This is a genomic window from Oxalobacteraceae bacterium OTU3CAMAD1, from assembly GCA_024123915.1.
Taxonomy (GTDB): Bacteria; Pseudomonadota; Gammaproteobacteria; order Burkholderiales; family Burkholderiaceae_D; genus Rugamonas.
This window is the reverse complement of sequence record CP099650.1, coordinates 7,390,045-7,413,790: the sequence shown is the minus strand read 5'-3', so window position 1 is coordinate 7,413,790 and position 23,746 is coordinate 7,390,045. Positions and strand designations below refer to the sequence as shown.

At 64.0% G+C, this 23,746-nt stretch carries 19 protein-coding genes and 1 pseudogene; 14 read left to right on the top strand and 6 right to left on the bottom strand.

Annotated elements, in window-relative coordinates:
• The first annotated feature begins 49 nt into the window (after window positions 1–49).
• Together NHH88_31815 and NHH88_31810 are read left to right on the top strand one after the other, a co-directional pair.
• Complete coding sequence (locus tag NHH88_31815) at window positions 50–1,738, top strand: long-chain-fatty-acid--CoA ligase (protein USX14172.1); 1,689 nt, start codon at window positions 50–52, stop codon at window positions 1,736–1,738.
• A gap of 2 nt (window positions 1,739–1,740) precedes the next feature.
• The gene (locus tag NHH88_31810; GenBank protein ID USX14171.1) at window positions 1,741–3,417 is read left to right on the top strand and encodes a long-chain-fatty-acid--CoA ligase; all 1,677 of its coding nucleotides are present in this window, start codon (window positions 1,741–1,743) and stop codon (window positions 3,415–3,417) included.
• A 121-nt stretch (window positions 3,418–3,538) separates the two neighbouring features.
• Here NHH88_31810 and NHH88_31805 read toward each other — a convergent pair whose 3' ends face one another.
• Together NHH88_31805 and NHH88_31800 are read right to left on the bottom strand one after the other, a co-directional pair.
• Window positions 3,539–5,152 carry an alkaline phosphatase D family protein gene (locus NHH88_31805; GenBank protein USX14170.1) on the bottom strand — a complete coding sequence of 538 codons (1,614 nt, stop codon included), beginning with the start codon at window positions 5,150–5,152 and terminating at the stop codon, window positions 3,539–3,541.
• A gap of 8 nt (window positions 5,153–5,160) precedes the next feature.
• Window positions 5,161–5,610 carry an acyl-CoA thioesterase gene (locus tag NHH88_31800; protein ID USX14169.1) on the bottom strand — a complete coding sequence of 150 codons (450 nt, stop codon included), beginning with the start codon at window positions 5,608–5,610 and terminating at the stop codon, window positions 5,161–5,163.
• Window positions 5,611–5,671: 61 nt separating this feature from the next.
• On the opposite strand from NHH88_31800, the gene NHH88_31795 reads away from it, so the two are divergent.
• On the top strand, window positions 5,672–7,531 hold the full coding sequence (locus NHH88_31795) for an ABC transporter ATP-binding protein/permease (GenBank protein USX14168.1): 1,860 nt from the start codon (window positions 5,672–5,674) through the stop codon (window positions 7,529–7,531).
• A gap of 38 nt (window positions 7,532–7,569) precedes the next feature.
• Window positions 7,570–8,985 (top strand): M20/M25/M40 family metallo-hydrolase, encoded by a 1,416-nt coding sequence (locus tag NHH88_31790; GenBank protein ID USX14167.1) that lies wholly within the window; start codon window positions 7,570–7,572, stop codon window positions 8,983–8,985.
• A gap of 147 nt (window positions 8,986–9,132) precedes the next feature.
• On the opposite strand, the gene NHH88_31785 is transcribed toward NHH88_31790, so the two are convergent.
• Window positions 9,133–10,395: a dicarboxylate/amino acid:cation symporter gene (locus NHH88_31785; GenBank protein ID USX14166.1), complete on the bottom strand. Its 1,263-nt coding sequence runs from the start codon at window positions 10,393–10,395 to the stop codon at window positions 9,133–9,135.
• Window positions 10,396–10,643: 248 nt separating this feature from the next.
• On the opposite strand from NHH88_31785, the gene NHH88_31780 reads away from it, so the two are divergent.
• The 4 genes from NHH88_31780 (at window position 10,644) to NHH88_31765 (ending at window position 13,863) form a co-directional block, all read left to right on the top strand.
• Window positions 10,644–11,369 (top strand): amino acid ABC transporter ATP-binding protein, encoded by a 726-nt coding sequence (locus NHH88_31780; GenBank protein USX14165.1) that lies wholly within the window; start codon window positions 10,644–10,646, stop codon window positions 11,367–11,369.
• A 90-nt stretch (window positions 11,370–11,459) separates the two neighbouring features.
• Window positions 11,460–12,425, top strand: a complete 966-nt coding sequence (locus NHH88_31775) for an amino acid ABC transporter substrate-binding protein (GenBank protein USX14164.1) — start codon at window positions 11,460–11,462, stop codon at window positions 12,423–12,425.
• 14 nt (window positions 12,426–12,439) lie between these two features.
• A complete protein-coding gene (locus tag NHH88_31770) occupies window positions 12,440–13,171 on the top strand; it encodes an amino acid ABC transporter permease (protein ID USX14163.1) in 732 nt (243 codons plus the stop codon).
• Complete coding sequence (locus NHH88_31765; protein USX14162.1) at window positions 13,171–13,863, top strand: amino acid ABC transporter permease; 693 nt, start codon at window positions 13,171–13,173, stop codon at window positions 13,861–13,863. The genes NHH88_31770 and NHH88_31765 overlap by 1 nt, the downstream gene beginning before the upstream one ends.
• Here NHH88_31765 and NHH88_31760 read toward each other — a convergent pair.
• A complete protein-coding gene (locus NHH88_31760; GenBank protein USX14161.1) occupies window positions 13,834–14,751 on the bottom strand; it encodes a LysR family transcriptional regulator in 918 nt (305 codons plus the stop codon). The genes NHH88_31765 and NHH88_31760 overlap by 30 nt on opposite strands.
• A 105-nt stretch (window positions 14,752–14,856) precedes the next feature.
• Here NHH88_31760 and NHH88_31755 point away from each other — a divergent pair.
• A pseudogene (locus NHH88_31755) lies at window positions 14,857–15,909 on the top strand (alkene reductase).
• 30 nt (window positions 15,910–15,939) lie between these two features.
• Entirely contained in the window at window positions 15,940–16,842 is a 903-nt protein-coding gene (locus tag NHH88_31750) for an NADP-dependent oxidoreductase (GenBank protein ID USX17491.1), read from the top strand.
• 42 nt (window positions 16,843–16,884) lie between these two features.
• Here NHH88_31750 and NHH88_31745 read toward each other — a convergent pair whose 3' ends face one another.
• Entirely contained in the window at window positions 16,885–17,034 is a 150-nt protein-coding gene (locus tag NHH88_31745; protein USX14160.1) for a hypothetical protein, read from the bottom strand.
• A gap of 137 nt (window positions 17,035–17,171) precedes the next feature.
• On the opposite strand from NHH88_31745, the gene pyrC reads away from it, so the two are divergent.
• The 4 genes from pyrC (at window position 17,172) to NHH88_31725 (ending at window position 21,362) form a co-directional block, all read left to right on the top strand.
• Window positions 17,172–18,224, top strand: coding sequence for a dihydroorotase (gene pyrC / locus NHH88_31740; protein USX14159.1), 1,053 nt, complete (start codon window positions 17,172–17,174; stop codon window positions 18,222–18,224).
• A gap of 3 nt (window positions 18,225–18,227) precedes the next feature.
• A complete protein-coding gene (locus tag NHH88_31735; GenBank protein USX14158.1) occupies window positions 18,228–19,025 on the top strand; it encodes a DUF3025 domain-containing protein in 798 nt (265 codons plus the stop codon).
• A 52-nt stretch (window positions 19,026–19,077) separates the two neighbouring features.
• A complete protein-coding gene (locus tag NHH88_31730) occupies window positions 19,078–20,073 on the top strand; it encodes a Gfo/Idh/MocA family oxidoreductase (protein USX14157.1) in 996 nt (331 codons plus the stop codon).
• 71 nt (window positions 20,074–20,144) lie between these two features.
• Entirely contained in the window at window positions 20,145–21,362 is a 1,218-nt protein-coding gene (locus tag NHH88_31725; GenBank protein ID USX14156.1) for an MFS transporter, read from the top strand.
• A gap of 241 nt (window positions 21,363–21,603) precedes the next feature.
• On the opposite strand, the gene recG is transcribed toward NHH88_31725, so the two are convergent.
• Complete coding sequence (recG, locus tag NHH88_31720; GenBank protein USX14155.1) at window positions 21,604–23,682, bottom strand: ATP-dependent DNA helicase RecG; 2,079 nt, start codon at window positions 23,680–23,682, stop codon at window positions 21,604–21,606.
• Window positions 23,683–23,746: the final 64 nt, after the last annotated feature.

The window sequence follows — 23,746 nt, the reverse complement described above, 5'->3', positions numbered from 1 at the left end:
GCGGCACTGTGCGCCGCGACTATAATGATAATGAGACGAGAGGCACAGGATGGAGAAAATCTGGTTGAAGTCCTATCCGCCGGGCATGCCGACGGAGGTCGACACGGCGCAGTACCGTTCGCTGGTGCAGTTGCTGGAGGAGTCTTTTCATAAGTTCGCGGACCGCAACGCTTACGTCTGCATGGACAAGTTCCTGACCTACGCCGAGGTCGACGTCCATTCCAAACGCATCGGCGCCTGGCTGCAAAGCCGCGCCATGAAGAAGGGCGCGCGCGTCGGCATCATGATGCCCAACGTGCTGCAATATCCGATCGCCATCGCCGCCATCCTGCGCGCCGGCTACACGGTGGTCAACATCAATCCGCTGTACACGCCGCGCGAACTCGAACACCAGCTCAACGACTCCGGCTGCGAGGCCATCATCATTCTCGAGAACTTCGCCAACACGCTGGAGCAGGTGCTGAGCCGGACCCAGGTGCGGCACATCCTGGTCGGCAGCATCGGCGAGATGCTGGGGCCGAAAGGCGTGCTGGTCAACTTCGTCGTGCGCAACGTCAAGCGGCTGGTGCCGCCGTTTTCGCTGCCGAACGCCGTGCGCTTCAAGGATGCGCTGTCGCAAGGCGGCGGCATGAAGCTGACGCCGGTCGAGGTCGACCAGGACGATCCGGCCTTCCTGCAATACACGGGCGGCACCACCGGCGTGGCCAAGGGCGCCGTGCTGACGCACAAGAACGTGATCGCCAACCTGCTGCAAACGGAAGCGTGGGGACACCCGGCGATGGGCGGCCTGTCCGAACAGACCGTCATCGTGGCGGCGCTGCCGCTGTACCACATCTTCGCGCTGACGGCCTGCGCGATGTGGGGCATGCGCGTGGGCGCGCTCAACATCCTGATCCCGAACCCGCGCGACATCGGCGGCTTCATCAAGGAGCTGGCGAAGTACCGCTTCCACATGCTGCCGGCGGTCAACACGCTGTACAACGCGCTGCTGAACCACCCCGATTTCATGCACCTGGATTTCTCGGCGCTGAAGGTGTGCAACGGCGGCGGCATGGCGGTGCAGCAATCGGTCAACGACCGCTGGCGCAAGCTGACGGGCGTTCCCATCGTCGAGGGCTACGGCCTGTCCGAGACTTCGCCGGTGGCCACCTGCAACCGCACCGACATCGCCGACTTCACCGGCACCATCGGCCTGCCGATGCCGTCGACCGACATCGCCATCCTTGATGACGACGGCAACGAGGTGCCGCTGGGGCAGCCCGGCGAGATCGCCATTCGCGGCCCGCAGGTGATGGCCGGCTACTGGAACCGTCCGGACGAGACGGCCAAGGTGATGACCGCCGACGGCTTCTTCAAATCGGGCGACATCGGCGTGATGGACGAGAACGGCTACACCAAGATCGTCGACCGCAAGAAGGATATGATCCTGGTCTCCGGCTTCAACGTATACCCGAACGAACTGGAAGGCGTGATCTCGTCCCATCCGGGCGTGCTGGAATGCGCGTGCATCGGCGTGCCGGACGAGCACTCGGGCGAGGCGGTCAAGGTGTTCGTGGTGCGCAAGGACCCAAGCCTGACCGCCGACCAGCTGATGGCCTTCTGCAAAGAGCAATTGACCGGCTACAAAAAACCGAAATACATAGAGTTCCGCGAGGAGCTGCCAAAAACCAATGTCGGTAAGATCCTGCGGCGCGTGCTGCGGGACGAACACACCAACGAGAAGAAAAAGGCTGCATAAAGATGGAAAAAATCTGGCTCAAGTCCTATCCCGAAAACATGCCGACGGAGATAGACCCGACGCAATACCGGTCGGTCACGCATCTGCTGGAGGAATCGTTCCGCAAGTACGCCGACCGCAACGCCTACGTGTGCATGGATAAATTCCTCACCTACGGCGAGTTGGACAAGCTGTCGCTGCGCATGGGCGCCTGGCTGCAAAGCAAGGGCCTGCAACCGGGCGCGCGCGTGGCGATCATGATGCCGAACGTGCTGCAATATCCGGTGGCGATGGCCGCCGTGATTCGGGCCGGCTACATGGTGGTCAACGTCAACCCGCTGTACACGCCTCGCGAGTTGCAGCACCAACTGGTGGATTCGGGCTCGGAAGCGATCATCGTCCTGGAGAATTTCGCCACCACGCTGGAGCAGGTGATCTCGCATACCAAGGTCAAGCACGTGATCGTCGCCACCATGGGCGACATGCTCGGCACCCTCAAGGGCGCGATCGTCAACCTGGTGGTGCGCAAGGTCAAGAAGCTGGTGCCGGCGTTCTCGCTGCCCGGCTCGATTTCGTACAAGAAGATGCTGTCCGAGGCGGCCAACATGACCCTGCAGCCGTCCAAGCAGGGGCATGACGATATCGCCTTCCTGCAGTACACGGGCGGCACCACCGGTGTCTCCAAGGGCGCGATGCTGCTGCACCGTAACATCATCGCCAACGTGCTGCAGAACGAGGCCTGGCTGCAGTTCAAAGAGCACAAAGAGCAGATCGTGTTCGTCGCCGCGCTGCCGCTGTATCACATTTACTCGCTGACCATCAGCGCGCTGATGGGCATGCGCATGGGCGGGCTGACCCTGCTGGTGCCGAATCCGCGCGACATCCCCGGCTTCATCAAGGAACTGTCCAAGTACCGCGTGGCGGTGTTCCCGGCAGTGAACACCTTGTACAACGCGCTGCTGAACAATCCGGAGTTTTCCAAGCTCGACTTCTCCAGCTACTCGGTGTGCAACGGCGGTGGCATGGCCGTGCAAAAGGCAGTGGCCGACAAGTGGCTGAAAGTGACCGGTACGCCGATCATCGAAGGCTATGGTTTGTCGGAGACGTCGCCGGTGGCCACCGCCAACCGCGTCGACATCAAGGAGTTCACCGGCACCATCGGCCTGCCGATTCCGTCGACCGAGGTGCAGATACTGGACGACGACGGCAATCCTGTGCCGCTGGGCCAGACCGGCGAGATCGCGATTCGCGGTCCGCAGGTGATGGCCGGCTACTGGAACCGCGCGGACGAGACCGCCAAGACGATGACGGCCGACGGCTTCTTCAAAACCGGCGATATCGGCATCATGGACGAGCGCGGTTATACGCGGATTGTCGACCGCAAGAAGGACATGATCATCGTGTCCGGCTTCAACGTGTATCCGAACGAGGTCGAAGGCGTGGTGGCGGCACATCCGGGCGTGCTGGAGGTGGCGTGCATCGGCGTGCCGGACCAGAACTCGGGCGAGGCGGTCAAGCTGTTCGTGGTGCGCAAGGATCCGAACCTGACGGCCGAGCAGTTGCTGGATTATTGCAAGCACGAGTTGACGGCGTACAAGAAGCCGAAGTTCATCGAATTCCGCGACGAGCTGCCGAAGACCAACGTCGGCAAGATCCTGCGGCGCCAGCTGCGCGACGAGAAGCCGAAGACGGCCGCGTAATTTTCTACGGCCGGCAAACCCGCACGGCCATGCGGGGTCGTACCCTACCGGGTACGACCCCTAAGCGGTAATGTTCGCGTATCGCTAAAATCATACGGGTTGGTGCAGCTCTCCGTCCGCGTCAGTCGTCGCGATTTAATCGTGGCCGGCCGTTTTGCACGACGAAACTAGCGGCGGTCGCGATGCCGCTGGCCGCGTCGTGCACATCGTTCAATCCGACGAAATGCGCGGTGGTCGCCGCCGGCGTGATGTGGAGCAGCATGAAGCCGCGCTGGTCGCTGCGTCCGTACTTGATGCTCGGGTTCATCGCCACATACTGCTCCGTGCGCGACTGCGGGCGCGACGACGACGTGATCGACGTGCCGCAAAATTCCGTTGCCAGCACCGCGTTCGCGCCCGACCGGGGACGCGCCGGATCGCGGTTGATCTCGGCGGCGAAGAAGCTGTGCACGTCGCCGGACAAAATCAACGGATTGCTCGCCTTGCTGATGGCCAGCCCGTCGAGCAGACGCCGGCGCGCCATCGGATAACCATCCCAGCCATCGGTCCAGATGCGCGCGTCGCCCTCGCTCTTGAACGGCACCTGGCTGTTGTGCGCCATCAGCGTTTGCTGCGCCAGGATGTTCCAGCGCGCCCGCGAGGATTTCAGGCCATCGTCCAGCCACCGCTGCTGCACCTCGCCCAGCATCGTGCGCCCGGTGTCGCCCAGCGCCGAGCACTGGCGCCGCACCACCGACGACGAGCCGCCGCGTCCCGCCGGCGGGCAGGCCTGCCACGCGCGGTACTGCCGGTCGTCCAGCACATGGAAGCGCGCCAGCCTTCCCCAGTCGTAGCGCTGGTAGATGCGCATGTTGGCGAAGTCGCCCGGCTTGGGCAGCACCAGCCGCACCGGCATATGTTCGTAGAAGGCCTGGTACGCCGCCGCGCGCCGCTCCGAGAACTTCGGATTCAAACGCTCGTCGCGGTCATCGGCGTAGTCGTTGGCGACTTCGTGGTCGTCCCAGGTGACGATCCACGGCGCGGCGTGGTGCGCGGCCTGCAAATCGCGGTCGCTTTTGTACTGGGCGTAGCGGTTGCGGTAATCGGCTAGCGTGAAGCACTCGGAGGACCGTACGGCCTTGTGCGGGTGCCGCAGCTGGTACGGGCCCCACTCGTAGATGTAATCGCCCAGGAAGGCCACCAGATCGGGCGAAGCGGCGGCGATGTGGCGGTGCGCGGCATAGGTGCCGAACTCCCAGTGCTGGCACGAGGCCACGGCCAGCTTGAGCTGGTCCGGCATCGCATCGGCGGCGGGCGCGGTGCGGGTGCGGCCCACCGGACTGACGGCGTCGCCCAGCATGAAGCGGTACCAGTACCAGCGCGCCGGCGACAAGCCCGTGACATCGACATGGACGCTGTGCGCCAGCTGCGGCGCGGCGCTGGCAGTGCCCTTGGCGACGATGCGGCTGAAGCGCTCATCCTCGGCCACCTCCCAGCGCACGGCGAAGGCCACCGACGGCATCGCCGCCGCGTTGAGCGGATCGTGCAGGATACGGGTCCAGATGACGACCGCGTTGGGCAGGGGAGAACCGGAGGCGACGCCGAGGGTGAAGGGATAGGCGCCACCCAACCCCAAGCCGGAGCCGGGGTCGTACCCCGTACGGGGTACGACCCCTCGACTTGGCTGTGCGGGTTGAACGCCTCCGCTCACCGACGCGGCCAGTGCTGCTAACAGGAGGCGGCGTTGCGCGTCCATCCGAGCGATTACGGGTGCATCAGCGTTTCGATCGGCGGCACCTTGCGCGGCTTGCGGTCCGAGTCGGTCGCCACATAGGTCAGCACCGCCTCGGTCACCTTGACGGTATCGGCCTGCAGCCGGTTGCGCTCCGCGTACACCTCGACGTTGACGGTAATGGACGTATTGCCAACCTTGACAATATCAGCATAGAACGACAGCAGGTCGCCCACGAACACCGGATTCTTGAACAGGAACGAGTTCACGGCGATGGTCGCCACGCGGCCGTTGGCGCGGCGGGTGGCCGGCAGCGAGCCGGCGATATCGACCTGCGACATGATCCAGCCGCCAAAGACGTCGCCGTAGACATTGGCGTCGGACGGCGACGGCATCATGCGCAATTCAGGCATTTTGCCGGCCGGCAGGCCGCGGTTGACCGTGGTGACGGCGATGGGTGTTGGATTTTCGGGCGTGGTCATCGTGAATTCTCTTCAGGGGCTACAATTACCGGGATTGAACCATAAAAAGCCGACATCCGCCATGCGCCGTTACCCGAATTCCCCGCCAGACCCCGTCGGCACAGCCGCCGCCTCCGCACCGACCCGCAGCGACACCGCCACCCTGAAGACCCTGGTTCCCTACCTGTGGGTCTACAAATGGCGCGTGCTGCTGGCGCTGTGCTGCCTGGTGGGCGCCAAGCTGGCCAACGTCGGCGTGCCGGTGGTGATGAAAAAGTTGATCGATTCGCTGACGATCACGCCGTCGCATCCGCAGGCGCTGCTGGTGCTGCCGGTCGCCGCGCTGGTGGCGTACGGCGTGTTGCGCGTCTCGACCACGCTGTTCACCGAACTGCGCGAATTCCTGTTCGCGCGCGTCACGCAGCGCGCCGTGCGCACCATCGCGCTGCAAGTGTTCCGCCACCTGCACGCGCTGTCGCTGCGCTTCCACCTGAACCGCCAGACCGGCGGCATGACGCGCGATATCGAACGCGGCACGCGCGCGGTCGGCTCGCTGATCTCGTACACGCTGTTCAACATCCTGCCTACCCTGGTGGAGATCACGCTGGTGCTGGGCTATCTGGTTCTGCACTACGACATCTGGTTCTCGGTGATCACCTTTGTCGCGCTGGTGTTGTATATCACGTTCACCGTGGTCGTCACCAACTGGCGCACGCACTTCCGCCGCACGATGAACGATCTGGACTCGAAGGCCAACACCAAGGCCATCGACTCGTTGATCAACTACGAGACCGTCAAATACTTCGGCAACGAGGACTACGAGGCCAAACGCTACGATGAAGGCCTGCAGCGCTACGAATCGGCCGCCGTCAAATCGCAAACATCGCTGTCGCTGCTGAACACCGGGCAGTCGATGATCATCGCGATTGCCGTCACGTTGATCCTGTGGCGCGCCACGGTCGGCGTCATCAACGGCACGATGACACTGGGCGACCTGGTGCTGGTCAACTCGTTCATGATCCAGCTTTATATTCCGCTCAACTTCCTGGGCGTGATCTACCGCGAGATCAAGCAAAGCCTGGCCGACATGGAAAAGCTGTTCTCGCTGCTGGACCAGAACCGCGAGATCGCCGACGCCAAGGACGCGCAGCCGCTGGTCACGCACGGCGCGCAGGTGCGCTTCAACCACGTCGACTTCAGCTACGAATCCAAGCGCCAGATCCTGTTCGACGTCGACTTCACCATCGCCCCGGGCACCACGACGGCGGTGGTGGGCCACAGCGGCTCGGGCAAGTCGACCTTGTCGCGATTGCTGTTCCGCTTCTATGAAGTCAATGCCGGCGGCATCACCATCGACGGCCAGGACCTGCGCTCGCTAACGCAGGACTCGGTGCGCCACGCGATCGGCATCGTGCCGCAGGATACGGTGCTGTTTAACGACACCATCGAATACAACATCGCCTACGGCAAGCCGGGCGCCAGCAAGGAGCAGATCGTCGCGGCGGCGCGCGCGGCATCGATCCACGACTTCATCGAGAGCCTGCCGGACGGATACGGCACGATGGTCGGCGAGCGTGGCCTGAAGCTGTCGGGCGGCGAAAAGCAGCGCGTGGCGATCGCCCGCACGCTGTTGAAAAATCCCGCCATCCTGATCTTCGACGAAGCCACGTCCGCGCTGGACTCGAAGGCCGAGCAAGCGATCCAGGCGCAGCTCAAGGAAATCGCCAAGAGCCGCACCACGATGGTCATCGCGCACCGGCTGTCGACGGTGGCCGACGCGCAGCAGATACTGGTGCTCGACCACGGCCGCATCGTCGAACGCGGCACGCACCAATCGCTGCTCGCGGCCGACGGCCTGTACGCCCAGATGTGGCAGCGCCAGCAGGCCAAGGCTGACGAGGAATTGACCGCGTCGCCCGAGGACGAGGCGCGCACAGAGTAAGTTGTCCCCACTTTTAAACCGCTGATAAGGAATCGACCATGAAGTCTCGCTTTGTCCTGGGTGCTGTCACCGCGCTGGTGGCGTGCGTGCAAAATGCCTACGCCGACCCCACTGAACAGCAATTCCGCGCCCTCTACAAAGAGCTGGTCGAAACCAACACCACTTTATCGGCGGGCAGCTGCACCCTGGCGGCCGAGCGCATCGCCACGCGACTGAAAGCGGCCGGCTTCCCTGACTCGGACCTGCATCCCTTCGCCGATCCGCAGTTTCCGAAGGAGGGCGGCCTGGTCGCCATCCTGCCGGGCAGCGACCCGAAGGCCAAGGCCATCCTGCTGCTGGCGCACATCGACGTGGTCGAGGCCAAGCGCGAAGACTGGGTGCGCGACCCGTTCACGTTGATCGAGGAAGACGGCAAGTTCTACGCGCGCGGTGCGCTGGACGACAAGGCGCAAGCGGCCATCTGGGCCGACTCGCTGATCCGCTTCAAGAAGGAAGGCTTCAAGCCGCGCCATACGTTGAAGATGGCGCTGACCTGCGGCGAGGAGACCGCCGGCGCCTTCAACGGCGCCGAGTGGCTGACCAAGAACAAGCGCGATCTGATCGACGCCGGCTACGCGCTCAACGAAGGCGCGGGCGGCGAGCTCAATGCCGCGGGCAAGCGCGTGTCGATGACGGTGCAGGCGGGCGAGAAGGTCGCGCAGAACTACCGGCTGGAAGTGACCAATCGTGGCGGCCACAGTTCGCGTCCGCAAAAGGACAACGCCATCTACCGGCTGGCGTCCGCGCTGAAAAAGGTCGAAGGCTACGAGTTCCCGATCCAGCTGGCCGACGGCAGCCGTGGTTACCTGAACGGCATGTCGAAGATCCAGGCGGCGGCCGGCCGCAAGGACGTTGCCGACGCCATGCTGGCGGTGGTCAAGAACCCGGGCGACGCCAAGGCGGTCGCGCTGCTGTCGTCGACCGACTCCAGCTGGGGCGCGATGCTGCACACGACCTGCGTCGCGACCCTGCTCGACGCCGGCCACGCCACCAACGCGCTGCCGCAGCGCGCCCGCGCCAACATCAACTGCCGCATCTTCCCGGGCGTGACGCAGGAGGAAGTGCGCCAAACCCTGGTCAAAGCGATCGGCGACCCGGCGGTGAAGGTGGAAACGCTGGAAATCCGTGGCGAGAACTCCGCCCCGCCTGCATTGACGAAGGCGATCCTTGAGCCGGTCGAGCGCATGACGGCCAAGATGTGGCCGGGCGTGCCGGTGATGCCGATCTTGCAGTCCGGCGCCACGGACGGCCAATTCCTCAACGCCGCCGGCATTCCGACGTACGGCATCAGCGGCATCTTCCTCACGCCGGACCTGGGCAACATCCACGGCCTGAACGAATACATCGGCGTGCAATCGCTGATGGAAGGCCGCACCTTCCTGCACGAGCTGGTAAAAATCTACGCCAACCAGTAAGACCCTTCACCCGCGCGCCTTGAGCGATACGCGTGCGTCGCGACTTAAGGGTCGTACCCCAAGGGGTACGACCCTGCATAGCCGTGCGGGTTGGAGGACCAAAAAAAAGGCCACCTCGCGGTGGCCTTCGCTTTTGCGCGTGCTCTTTTACGCGGCGTCTTTTACCATCTCATCTTCCTGACCCGGATCGAGCAGCTCGCCCTCCCACTTGGCGACGACCGCCGTGGCGACGCCGTTGCCGATGACGTTGGTCGCGGAACGCGCCATGTCGAGGAAGTGGTCGATGCCCAGCAGCAGCAGCATGCCCGCTTCGGGGATGTTGAACTGGCTCAGCGTGGCGGCGATCACCACCAGCGAGGCGCGCGGCACGCCGGCCATGCCCTTGGAGGTGAGCATCAGCACCATCATCATCGTCATCTGCTGGCCCAGCGACATTTCGATGCCGTACGCCTGGGCGATGAACACGGTGGCGAAGGTGCAGTACATCATCGAGCCGTCCAGGTTGAACGAGTAGCCGATCGGCAGCACGAACGAGGCGATCCGGTTGCGCACACCGAAGCGCTCCAGGCCTTCCAAGGTCTTCGGATAGGCCGCTTCGCTCGAGGCGGTCGAGAAGGCCAGCAGCGCAGGGCCGCGCAATTCCTTCATCAGGCCGAACACGCGGCCCTTGAGGAACAGGAAGCCGGCGAAGATCAGCAAGCCCCACAGCAGGATGATGCCGAAGTAGAACTCGGCCATGAATACGCCGTAGGTCGACAGCACGCCCAGGCCGCTCTTGGCGATGACGCCGGCGACGGCGGCGAACACGGCGATCGGTGCGAATTTCATCACGTAGCCGGTGACCTTGAGCATCACGTGGGCGACGCCATCGAGCGCGTCGACCATGATGTCGGCCTTCTTGCCGACGGCAGCGGCGGCAGAACCGAAGAACAGCGAGAAGATAACGATCTGCAAGATCTCGTTCTTGGCCATGCCGTCGATGATGGAGGACGGCACCAGGTGGGTGACGAAATCCTTCAACGTCAGGCTGGACGTGGCCAGTTCGACCTTGGAGGCGGCGGTGGCGGCCATATGGCCCAGCAGCGCGTCGCCCGGGCGGAAAAGGTTGACCAGCACCAGGCCCAGGCTCAGCGACATGACCGAGGCGATGAAGAACCAGCCCATGGTCTTGATGCCGATGCGGCCCACTTCGCTGGCGTCGCCCATGCGCGCGATGCCGACGACCAGGGTCGAAAACACCAGCGGGGCGATGATCATTTTAATCAGGCGCAGGAACAAAGTCGTAATCAGCGACATCGAATCGGCGAAACTGACGGGGTTTTCCATGTTGGCATGAACGATGTAGCCCGTAAGGATACCTAGCGCCAGTGCGATCAGGATGTATGTGGTCAAACGACTTTGTTTATGCATGTTCTCTGTTTTCCATGGTAGTGTCTCTATGGACGCTGGCTGTGGCGGGATTAGTCCGCCAAAGCACAATCTCGTACAAAATAATGTCATTTCCCCGCAATGTGGAGGTATGATCCAGCCAATGCAGCTTTGTAAGCTGATGAAACATTGAGCAAGTTCCGCAGTATCCTTGTGGTCAAGGGTACTGTCAAGTTCGCGTGGACGCAGGTCCACACACCTGTCGCGGGCACTCTAACTTTGCCAAAAATATGATAGCGATAAATAATCTGAGCAAATGGTATGGCCAGTTCCAGGTATTGGCCGAATGCACCACCAGCGTCTCCAAAGGCGACGTGATGGTCATTTGCGGGCCGTCCGGTTCGGGCAAGTCGACCTTGATCAAGACCGTCAACGGCCTCGAGCCGTTTCAACAGGGCGAAATCGTCGTCGACGGCATCTCCGTCGGCGCCAAGGGCACCGACCTGCCCAAGCTGCGCGCGCGCATCGGCATGGTGTTCCAGAATTTCGAGCTGTTCCCGCATCTGTCGGTGCGCCAGAACCTGACCCTGGGCCAGGTCAAGGTGCTGGGCCGCAGCGAGGACGAGGCCAACGCGCGCGGCCTGCAGTACCTGGACCGGGTCGGCCTGCTGTCGCAGCAGGACAAATATCCGAACCAGCTGTCCGGCGGCCAGCAGCAGCGCGTGGCCATCGCCCGCGCGTTGTCGATGGACCCGATCGCGATGCTGTTCGACGAGCCCACCTCCGCGCTGGACCCGGAGATGATTAACGAGGTGCTCGACGTGATGGTCGGCCTGGCGCAAGAGGGCATGACGATGATGGTGGTCACGCACGAAATGGGATTCGCCAGGAAGGTGGCCAACCGGGTCGTCTTCATGGACAAGGGGCGGATACTGGAGGACTGCACCAAGGATGAATTCTTCGGCGCGCCGCGTTCCGAGCGCGCCCGCGATTTCCTGGCGCGGATTATCCACTAGCTTCACATCCACCCGCATCACAGATAGCATGCGCCGGCGCCCGCCGGCAGGTCGTTTTTGACGTTCATTGTATTTTTCTTAGGAGGAATCATGTCGTTACCGCGAGTGCTCTATCGTTTTGCCATTGTCGCCGCCAGCGCGGTCTTCGCCACCGGCCCGGCCGCCGCCCAGGAAGCCGGCGGCACGCTGGCCAAGATCAAGCGCACCGGCACCATCACGCTCGGTGTGCGCGACGGCTCCATTCCCTTCTCCTACCTCGACGACAAGCAGCAGTACCAGGGCTATTCGGTCGACCTGTGCCTGAAGGCGGTGGCGGCGATCGAGAAGAACCTGGGTCTTTCCGGCCTGAAGGTGGTGATGAATCCCGTCACCGCCGCCAACCGCATCCCGCTCATGGCCAACGGCACCATCGATCTCGAATGCGGCTCGACCACCAACAACGCCGAGCGGCAGAAGCAGGTGGCGTTCGCGCCCACCATGTTCGTCATCTCCAACCGGCTGCTGGTCAAGAAGGCGTCGAACATCCGCAGCCTGGCCGACATGAAGGGCAAGACCCTGGTCGCCACCGCCGGCACCACCACCCTCAAGCAGATGACGATGTTGAACAACGAGCGCAAACTGGGCATGACCATCGCCGTCGGCAAGGACCATCCCGAATCGTTCCTGATGCTGGAGACCGGGCGCGCCGCCGCCGAGGCCAACGACGACATCCTGCTGGCCAGCCAGGTCGCCACCGCGCGCAATCCGGCCGAGTACACCATCCTGCCGGAGGCGTTGTCGGTCGAACCGTACGCGATCATGATGCGGCGCGGCGATCCGGCCTTCAAGGCGGTGGTCGACGCGGCGCTGACGCAGTTCTACCAATCGCCGGAATTCTCCAAGACCTACGACAAGTGGTTCATGAGCGCCATCCCGCCGCGCGGCATCAACCTGAACTTCCCGATGCCGGCCACGCTGAAGGCGGTCGCCGCCAAGCCGACCGATTCGCCCGATCCGGCGGCTTATGCCGTCACGGCGGCGCCGGCGCCCGCCCAGAAGACCGACGCCAAGAAATAAGCGGCGCCGTCGCGATGAACTACCAATGGAACTGGAACATCTTCTGGGAGATGTCGCCGGACGGCGTGCAAACGTACTGGGACACGCTGCTTTCCGGCCTGGCCTGGACGATGGCGACGGCGCTGGCCGGCTGGGTGATCGCGCTGGCGCTGGGCTTCGCCGTCGGCGCCATGCGCACCTTGCCCAACCGCTGGCTGCGGATGGTGGGCACCGGCTACGTCGAGCTATTCCGCAACGTGCCTTTGCTGGTGCAGATGTTCCTGTGGTTCTTCGTGATGCCGGAGCTGCTGCCGCAGGCCGGCGGCGACTGGCTCAAGTCCCTGCCCAACGCGCCCTTCGTGACGGCGGTGCTGTGCCTCGGTTTCTTCACGTCGGCGCGGGTGGCGGTGCAGGTCACCGCCGGCATCGAGGCGCTGGCAGGCGGTCAGCGCCTGGCCGCGCTGGCGCTGGGCCTCGACCTGCCGCAAACCTACCGTTTCGTGCTGCTGCCGCTGGCGGTGCGCATGATCCTGCCGCCGCTGACCAGCGAATTCCTCAACATCATCAAGAACAGTTCCGTGGCGCTGACCATCGGCTTGATGGAGCTGACCGCCAGCGCCCGCGCCATCCAGGAGTTTTCCTTCCAGGTGTTTGAAGCCTTCACCGCCGCCACGCTGATTTATGTCGTGGTCAACCTGGTGGTGATCGCGGCCATGCGCTGGCTGGAGCACCGCCTCGCGCTGCCCGGCACCCTGGGAGGCCGCTGATGTTCGCCCAATTCGACTTCAGCGTCATCGCCAACTCGTGGGTCTACCTGTTCCAGGTCGGCATGGCGTTCACCTTGGAGCTGACGGTGCTGTCGATGATCGGCGGCGTGGCGCTGGGCACCTTGCTGGCGCTGGGGCGCATGTCCAGCTTCAAGCCGCTGGCGCTGGTGGCCGCCGCCTACGTCAACCTGATACGCGCGGTGCCGCTGGTGTTGGTGATCTTCTGGTTCTACTTCCTGGTGCCGTACATGGCCGCGTGGGTGATCGGCGCGCAGGAGCCGGTCAAGGTCGGCACGTTCTGGTCGGCGCTGATCACGTTCACCTTGTTCCAGGCGGCGTACTACTGCGAGATCATGCGCGGCGGCATACAGGCGATCCCGCGCGGCCAGGTGCTGGCGGCGCAGGCGCTGGGCCTGAGCTACTGGCAGACGATGGGGCGCATCGTGCTGCCGCAAGCCTTCCGCAACATGCTGCCGGTGCTGCTGACGCAAACCATCGTGCTGTTCCAGGACGTGTCGCTGGTGTACGTGCTGTCGGTGCCGGACTTCGTCGGCGCGGCCAGTAAGGTGGCGCAGCGCGACGGTCGGCTGGTGGAGATGTATACCTTTGTGGCGCTGGTCTACTTCGTTCTGTGCTGCCTGCTGTCGTGGCTAGCGCGGCAGCTACACAAGCGCGTGGCGATCGTGCGCTGAGTAATCCTTCAGCGCTGCCTGCATGTAGTCGATGAACAGCCGCACGCGCGACGGAATCAGGCGCGATTCGATGATCGCGTGGACCGGCGCCGGCGAGACATCCCACTCGGGCAGCACGCGCTGCAGCGTGCCGCGCAGGGCGTCGTCGCGCATCTCCGGTCCCGCCGAGATGGCGATGCCCACGCCGAGCGTCGCCAGGGTACGGCACATGCTGACGTTGTTGGCGCAGTAGCGGCCGGAGACGTCGACCGTGGCGGTTTGTTTTCCCGACATGAGCGACCATCGCGAGTGCCTTCCCGACGCCGCCTGGATCACGCACTCGTGGTGCGCGAGGTCGTCCGGGTGCTTCAGCGCCGGGGCGTCGCGCAGGTACTCCGGCGCCGCGAACAGATAGCGCGGCAGGAGGCCGATCTGCCTTGAGATTAATGTGGACGGTGTCGGTGGCGGCGCGCCCATGCGAATCGCACAATCGAAACCATCCGTCACCAGGTCGATGCGGCGCGGGGTCAAATCCATTTCGAAATCGATTTGCGGATACAGGTCGCCGAAGCGCTTGATCGACGGCGCCAGGTAGGTGACCGCCAGGTCGACCGGCAACGACACCCGAAGCAGTCCGCTGGGACGCTCGGCCAGTTCCATCAGCGATTCATGTGCGATGCGCGCCTCGGCGACGATGCCCTGGCAGCGGCGGAAGTAGGCCTGGCCGGCTTCCGTCAGCTCCACTTTACGGGTGGAGCGGTGGAACAGGCGCACGCCGATTTCCTTTTCCAGATCGGAGATGCGGCGCGAGAGCGTCGAATTTGGCATGTCCAGCATCTCGGCCGCACGGCGGAAGCCCTTGGCGTTGGCCACCGCCACAAACAATTCCATACTCGCCAGCAGTGTCATCGATTGCTCCATTGGTGGATCAGTGATTTCATTTTAAGCTATTTATCCACAGGGAGAAACAATGGATGATGGCTTCACTGTCATCCACTTCCCGAGGAACCTGAAATGAACCAGCTCTCCACCGCAGTCAAGATCGGCCCTTACGACCTTCGCAACCGCATCTTCATGGCGCCGATGACGCGCTCGCGCGCCAACGACGCCGACGGCGTCCAGTCCGACCTCGCCGTCACTTACTATCGCCAGCGCGCCGGCGCGGGCCTGATCATCACCGAAGGCACCTTCCCGAGCGCGATGGGCAAGGGCTATGTCGCCACGCCCGGCATTTACAGCGATGCCCAGGTCGAGGCCTGGAAGCGGGTGACCGACGCGGTCCACGCCGAGGGCGGACGGATATTTCTGCAGTTGATGCACACCGGCCGCATCTCGCATCCGTCGATGCTGCCGCAAGACGCGCTGCCCGTGGCGCCGTCGGAGATCAAAGCGGCTGGCCAGGCGTACACGATGTCCGGCATGGCCGATTTCGTCACGCCGCGCGCGTTGGATACGGCGGAAGTGGCGGCGGTGGTGGACGAATACCGCATCGCGACGCGCCGCGCGCTGGAGGCGGGCTTCGATGGCGTCGAGCTGCACGCGGCGTCGGGTTATCTGCCGGAGCAGTTTCTGTCGTCCGGCACCAACTTGCGCACTGACCAATATGGCGGCTCGATAGCGAACCGCGCGCGCTTCATCCTGGAGGTACTGCAAGCGATGGTCGCGGAGGCGGGCGCCGACCGCGTCGGCATCAAGATCTCGCCCGAGATGGGCTTTAACGACATCGTCGACGAGAACCCGGTGGAGACCTATACCTATCTTGTGGGCCAGTTGGCGCATTTGAAGCTGGCGTATCTGCATGTGGCGCTGTTCAAAGCGAACTACGATTACCACGCCGCGCTGCGGCCATTGTTTGGTGGCGTCTATCTGCTGGGCGGTGGCCAAAGCCGTGAATCCGGCGAGCAGCGCCTCTCCGCCGGAGAGGCCGACGCCGTGGTCTACGGCAGCACCTTCCTGGCCAATCCGGATCTGCCGCGCCGCTTTGAACTGAACGCGCCGCTCAACGCGGCGAATCCCGCGCTGTTCTACGTTCCAGGTCCACAAGGGTATATCGACTATCCGGCGCTCGATGATGAACGTGCCAATCGCGCGCTGCGTGTGCACGCGTATGGAGGCCCGGAGGTTTTGGGATGGGACGAAGTGCCGGTGCCGCAGCCGGGGGAGGGCGAGGTGCTGGTGCGCGTGACCGCCGCCGGTGTCAACGGCCTCGATTGGAAAATTCGCGACGGCTTGGTGCAGGACGCTTTTCCATTGCCGTTGCCGGCCACGCTGGGCATTGAACTGGCCGGCGAGGTTGCCGCTGTCGGTGCGGGCGTGAAAGGCTACGCCATCGGCGACCGTGTGCACGGCGCGCTCGGCGCGTTGGGAGCGTATGCCGGCCATGTGGTGGTCGGCGCCGCCAAGCTGGCGCGGATTCCGGCGGCCATCGACGATGCCACCGCCGCCGCCATCCCGGTCGCATCGCTGACGGCCTGGCAGTCGCTGTTCGAAGCGGGTCAACTTCAGCGCGGCGAGACGGTGCTGATCCACGGCGGTGCCGGCGCCATTGGCAGTTTCGCCGTGCAGTTCGCCAAGCAGGCCGGCGCCCGCGTGATTGTCACCGCACGCAGCCAGAATGCAGATCTATTGAAGCGCCTTGGCGCCGACGAGGTGGTCGACTATCGGAACGTCCGCTTCGAGGACGTGCTCAACAACGTCGACTTGGTGCTCGATCTGGTCGGCGGTGAGACCTTGGCCCGCTCCTGGCAAGTGCTGTCGCCGAAGGGCCGCATTTTCACCACGGCGGCGCCGGAGATCGCGGCGCAATTGTCGGAGGGAAGGCGCGGCGGCTGGTTCCGCATGCGTGCGGACGGCGCCCAGTTGGCCGAGATCGCGGCCAAAGTCGCCGCTGGCGATCTCACCGTGGTGATCGACGAAGTCGTGACGGCGGAGCAGGCCGGCGATGCCATCGAGCGCAACAAACAAGGCCACGGCGCCGGCAGGACGGTGATCCGACTCTGACGAAATCGGATCCCGTCCTGTGCCGACCAATTGGGGTGACATTTACCAGTCGAGTTCGGTCGCGCCTTTGTCTAACGGCTCGGACATCCCGAGCCGGATCGAATCACGCATGCCAGGCAGTGACAAAAGATAAAGGGTTTCCAATATCGCGCTCCACTCTTCTGCTGAAATTAAGGCATTCATGGTATCCATCTTGTGAGCCGTAGAACTTATACGATGATACTCCCGTGAGCCCGGGATCGACCTGCAAGTCGTCTTGGCTGCGGATGCGGGCCCACAGCAGGTAAAATGGCGGTATCCGCACTTTGATAGCCAGAAAGCCCGCAGCCATGTCCGACTTCGAAAACACCCCCGACAGCATCACCATCGCCCGTCCAGACGACTGGCACCTGCACCTGCGCGACGGCGCCACCCTGGCCAGCGTGCTGCCGCACAGCGCGCGCCAGTTCGCCCGCGCCATCGTGATGCCCAACCTGAAGCCGCCGGTGACCACCACCGCCGCCGCCGAAGCCTATCGCAGCCGCATCATGGCAGCGCTGCCGAGCGGGATGAAGTTCGAGCCGCTGATGACGCTCTACCTGACCAACAACACGCCGCCCGACGAGATCCTGCGCGCGCAGGAGAGCGGCATCGTGCACGCCGTCAAACTGTACCCTGCCGGCGCCACCACCAATTCCGACGCCGGCGTGACCGACCTGTCGAACTGCTACAAGACGCTGGAGATGATGCAGGAAGTCGGCATGCCGTTCCTGGTCCACGGCGAAGTCACCGACCAGGATATCGATCTGTTCGACCGCGAGGCCGTCTTCATCGAACGCGTCATGCGCCCGCTGCGCCGCGACTTCCCGGCGCTGAACATCGTCTTCGAACATATCACCACCAAGCACGCCGCTCAGTACGTGGCCGAAGCCGAAGGCCCGATCGCCGCGACCATCACCGCGCATCACCTGCTGTACAACCGCAACGATATCTTCAAGGGCGGCATCCGTCCCCACTACTACTGCCTGCCGGTCCTCAAGCGCGAAGAACACCGCCTCGCGCTGGTCACCGCCGCCACCAGCGGCGACGAGCGCTTCTTCCTCGGCACCGATTCGGCGCCACACGCGCAGGGCGCCAAGGAAGCGGCCTGCGGCTGCGCCGGTTGCTACACCGCGCTGCACGCGATGGAGCTGTATGCCGAGGCGTTCGAGCGCGCTGGCGCGCTGGACAAGCTGGAAGCCTTCGCCAGCTTCAACGGCCCGGCCTTCTACAACCTGCCGCGCAACACCGACACCATCACCCTCAAACGCGAGCAGTGGACCTTGCCGGAAACGCTGCCGATGGCCGACCAGCAGGTAGTGCCGCTCAACGCCGGTGAAACCATCAACTGGAAAATGGTATAAGCAGTGCAGCAATCGATCGACTGGTCGCGCCCCTGGTATGAATCGGTACGGGACGCGGCCGGAAAGCTGACAGTAGACGTCCATTTCAGGGACGCCTTCAGCGCGCAGGCCGCCGCACTGGGCCTGCGCAATCATCTCGGCTTGCCGCTGTCGTTCGTGCCGCAGGAGGCGCTGCCCGACGGCACCGCGTATGAAGCCTTCATCGGCGCCACCGGCGGCGTGCCCACGCGCGACAATCTCCACGACTTCTTCAACGGCCTGGTATGGCTTAGCTTCCCGCTGATCAAAGTGCGGCTGAACGCCCTGCAGGCGGCGCAGATCGCGCAGGACGGCGTGGGCAAATCGCGGGGGCCGGCGCGCGACGGCGCCACCATCTTCGACGAGAATGCGGCGCTGCTGGTGGTGCGCGATTGCGACAACGGCCATCGCCTGACCGAGGCGCTGCGCGACCATCGCTGGCACGACGCTTTCGTCGGCCGGCGCGCCAGCTTCGGTCCCGACGCGCAGGTCTGGCTGTTCGGCCACGCGCTGATGGAGAAGTTGGTTGCACCTCGCAAGGCAATCACCGCGCACACGCGCGTGGTGGTGGCGGGCGACGATTTCTTCGCGATGGAGCACGAGGCGCGGCGCGCATGGCTGGACCGGCAAGTGGCGCGGGACCTGGAGGAAAATGGTCTCAGCACGGCCGACTTCACGCCGATGCAGGCGCTTGGCGTGCCCGGATGGTGGCCGGACCAGGACGACGCCTTCTACGCCGACGCAACGGTGTTCCGCCCCAAACGGCCAGTCGCAGTAAAATAGCATCTCGATATCAAAACCAACATCGCCGCCGACGCGGCAGAAAGATCACGCCATGACGCAGGTAATTCGCTGGGGCATACTCGGAACGGGCAAAATCGCCAAGGCCTTCGCCACCGCATTGCAGGATACGCCGGGCGCAAAACTCGCGGCCATTGGTTCACGCTCCGTAGATAGCGCTACCAAATTCGGCGCGGAGTTCGGCGCCGAGCGTTTCCACGGCAGCTATCAGGCGCTGGCCGACGATCCGGAGGTCGATGTCATCTATATCGGCACGCCGCACCCGATGCACCACGAGAACGCGCTGATGTGCCTGAACGGCGGCAAGGCGGTGCTGGTGGAGAAGTCGTTCACGATGAACCGCCGCCAGGCCGAGGACATCATCGCGCGGGCGCGCGAGAAAAAACTGTTCGTCATGGAGGCGATGTGGACACGCTTCATGCCGGCCGTGGTCGAGGCCAAGCGCATCGTCGACAGCGGCGAGATCGGCAAGCCGGCGCATGTCGCCGCCGATTTCGGCTTCACGTCCGACGCGGGGCCGGAGCACCGCCTCTTTAATCCTGAACTGGGCGGCGGCGCGCTGCTGGACCTGGGCATCTATCCGCTGTCGATGTCGTCGTTCTTCCTCGGCACCGTCACCGGCGTGAAGGCGCAGGCCGAGATGGCGCCGACCGGCGTCGATATGCAGACCGCGTTCACGCTCACGCACGAAGGCGGCGGCGTGTCGGCCTGCGCGTGCAGCCTGCGTTCGCGCACGCCGACCGAGTTGACGGTCTCCGGCACCAAGGGCTTTGTGCGCCTGAGCGACCGTTTTCACAACACCGAAACCATCACCGTCACCCTGGTCGACGGCGCCTCGCGCAGCGAGCGCACGATGACGATCGCCCGCAGCGGCAACGGCTACACCCACGAAGCACAGGAAGTGGGCCGCTGCATCCGTGAAGGGCTGATCGAAAGCCCGATCATGCCGCACCAGGAAACGCTCAACATCATGGGCACGCTGGACTCGATCCGCCAGCAAATCGGTCTCCGTTACAGCGCCGACGAATAAGTCGAGTTCAAGCGCGGTTGGCGGGAACTGGTTAAAATCGACAGATGTCGTTTCGATAACCGGGAAAAACCATGTTCGTCGCCAGCCGCGCACCCTCGCTCAAAACCGTTTTGATCGCCACCGGCGTCGTCCTGACCTTGGCAATGGGCGTGCGCCACGGCTTCGGCTTCTGGATGCAGCCGATTTCCCAGGCCAACGGCTGGACGCGCGAGACCTATTCGCTGGCGCAGGCGTTGCAGAATTTGATGTGGGGCGCCTTCGGCCCGTTTGCCGGCATGGCGGCGGACCGTTTCGGCACCATGCGCGTGGTGCTGGTGGGCGCGCTTAGCTACGCGGCGGGCTTGGTATGGATGGCGGTGGTAACCGATCCGACGATGTTCGTCATCGGCACCGGGGTGCTGATCGGCCTTGGGCTGTCCTGCACCGCGTTCGGCGCCGTCAGCGGCATCATCGGCCGCGTCGCGCCGGCCGAGAAGCGCTCGTGGGCCTTCGGTATTTCAGGCGCTGCCAGTTCGTTCGGCCAGTTCCTGATGATGCCGGTCGAGCAGCAGCTGATCTCCGCGGTCGGCTGGCAAAACGCCTTCTATGTGCTGGCCGCGCTGGTGCTCCTGCTGATGATACCGATGACCTTCTATCTGCGCGAGCCGGCCGCCGACCATGGCGACGGTCCTCAGCAAAGCATCCGCGAGGCGATGAGCGAGGCGATTCGCAACCGCTCCTTCCTGTTCCTGGTGGCGGGGTATTTTGTCTGCGGCTTCCAGGTGGTGTTCATCGGCGTGCACTTGCCGGCCTATTTGAAGGACAAGGGCATCGGCGATCCGAGCGTGGCGGTGATGGCGCTGGCGCTGATTGGCTTGTTCAATATCGCTGGCTCCTATTACGCGGGCAAACTGGGTGGACGGCTGCCGAAGCGGTACTTGCTGTCGTCGATTTACTTCACGCGGTCGGTCGTGATTTCGCTGTTCCTGCTGGCGCCTTTGACGCCGTTTTCGGTGTACGTGTTCGCGGCGGCGATGGGATTGATCTGGCTGTCGACGGTGCCGCTGACGAACGGGATCATCGCGGGGATTTTCGGCGTTAAGCACATGTCGATGCTGGCCGGTGTGGTGTTCTTCTCGCATCAGGTGGGCAGCTTCCTGGGCGTGTGGATGGGCGGGTTCCTGTTCGCCAAGCAGGGTAGCTACGACATCGTCTGGGGCATCTCGATCGCGCTGGGCGTGATGGCGGGGTTGATTAACCTGCCGATCAACGAGCGGCCGGTGGTGCGCAGCGTGTTGAAGGCGGCGTAGCGATGAAAACGTGGGCGCTTCGGGCGGCGGGTGTTGTGGTGGTGGCGCTGGTGTTCATGGCGTACCTGCAGCCCGAGTTCGTGGTCGACCTGGCGAACCGCTTTTACATGTGTTTCTGAGTGAAATCACGTAGGGCGGATTAGGCGGAACGCCGTAATCGGCCATGCCTGCGTTACCGGGGCGCATGCATGGCCGATTACGCGCTTCGCGCTAATCCGCCCTACGTGTCTCCACGACGGCGTCACACCTTGAGGAATTCTTCGCGGCCGCCGAGCCAGCGGGCCAGGTGGGCTTCCACCGTGGCGGCTTTTTCGGCGCTGTCGGCGTGCAGCAGGTCGTGCGCGACGTCGCGCGCCTGGTCCACCAGCCAGCCGTCCGTCTCCAGATCCGCGAACCTCAGCATCGCTTGCCCCGATTGCCGCGCGCCGAGGAATTCGCCCGGGCCGCGTATCTCCAGGTCGCGCCGGGCGATCTCGAAGCCGTCGGTGGTTTCGCGCATCGTCATCAGCCGCTGCTTGGCGACACCGCCCAGCGGGCTTTGATACAACAGCAAACACACGCTGGCCGCCGAACCCCGCCCCACGCGCCCGCGCAACTGGTGCAGCTGCGACAGCCCGAACCGCTCCGCGTGCTCGATCACCATCAGCGACGCATTCGGTACGTCGACGCCCACTTCGATCACCGTCGTCGCCACCAGCACTTGCATCTGGTTGGCGATGAAGGCGTCCATCACCGTTTGCTTTTCCGTAGGCTTGAGGCGCCCGTGCACCAGGCCCACGCTCAGATCCGGCAGCGCTTCGGCCAGCAGCGCGTGCGTGTCGGTCGCCGTTTGCAGTTGCAGCGCTTCCGATTCCTCGATCAACGGGCAGACCCAGTAAATCTGCCGGCCTTCCAGCGCCGCCGCGTGCACCCGTTCGATCACTTCGTCGCGCCGGTTCTGGTCGATCGATCGCGTGACGATCGGGCTGCGCCCCGGCGGCAGTTCGTCGATGACCGAAACTTCCAGGTCGGCGTAGTAGGTCATCGCCAGCGTGCGCGGGATCGGCGTGGCCGACATCATCAGCTGGTGCGGGATGGCGCCTTCGTTGCCCTTGTTGCGCAAAGTGAGCCGCTGGCCGACGCCGAAACGGTGCTGCTCGTCGACGATCACCAGCCCCAGATTGGCGAAGATGACCGCTTCCTGGATCAGCGCGTGCGTGCCGATCACCAGTTGCGCTTCGCCCGATTCGATCAGCTCATAGGCTGCCAGCTTGTCTTTTTTCTTCAGGCTGCCCGTCAGCCACGCGACTTTCACACCCAGCGGTTCCATCCACGCGGCGATCTTGCGGAAGTGCTGGTCGGCGAGAATTTCGGTGGGCGCCATCAGCGCGGCCTGGAAGCCGCTGTCGATCGCTTGCGCGGCGGCCAGCGCGGACACCACTGTCTTGCCGCTGCCTACGTCGCCCTGCAACAGGCGCTGCATCGGATACGGGTGGCGCAAGTCGGCGCGGATTTCATTGAGCACGCGCTGCTGCGCGCCCGTCAGCTTGAACGGCAACGCGGCCTGGAAGCGCTCGGACAACGCGCCGACCACCTTCAGCGCGGCGGCGCCCTTGGAACGGCGCGCGCGCTGTGCGCGTTTCAAGGACAGCTGCTGCGCCAGCAGTTCGTCGAACTTCACCCGCGTCCACGCGGGATGCGAGCGGTCCGCCAGCGCGTGCTCGTCCACCTGTTGCGGCGGATAGTGCAGCAGCCGGACCGCCGGTTCGAAGTCCGATAGCTGCATTTCGGCGCGCAGCTCGGCCGGCAAGGTGTCGGTCCAGTCGACCCGTTTCATCGCGTCGCCTATGGCGCGCCGCAGGATGGGCTGCGACAGGCCTTCGCCCGACGGATACACCGGCGTCAGGGACGTCGGCAGCGGGGCGCCTTCGTTGATGACCTTATAGGCCGGGTGCACCATCTCGGCGCCGAAGAAGCCGTGCTTGAGCTCTCCGCGCGCGCGCACCCGCGTGCCCTCGGCCAGTTGCTTGACCTGGCTGCCGTAGAAGTTCATGAAGCGCAGTTGCAGGTCGCCCGTTTCGTCGGCGATGTGCACCAGCAGTTGCTTGCGCGGCTTGTAGGTGATTTCGTTTTTGACCACCACGCCCTCGACCTGCGAGGTGTCGCCGCCGTGCAGGCGCGCCTCTTCGATGGTGATGACCTGGGTTTCGTCCTCGTAGCGCATCGGCAGGTGCAGCACCAGATCCATGTCCGTGTGCAGGCCGAGTTTGGCCAGCTTGGCTTCCGGACTGACGGTCTTCCTGGCAGGTTTTGAGGCGGGTTTTGACGGAATCACGGGCATATTCGAGCGTTTTTCGGGCACTAGCGTAAAATAGAGGGTTGCCCGTGACAAATCAATGGCAATA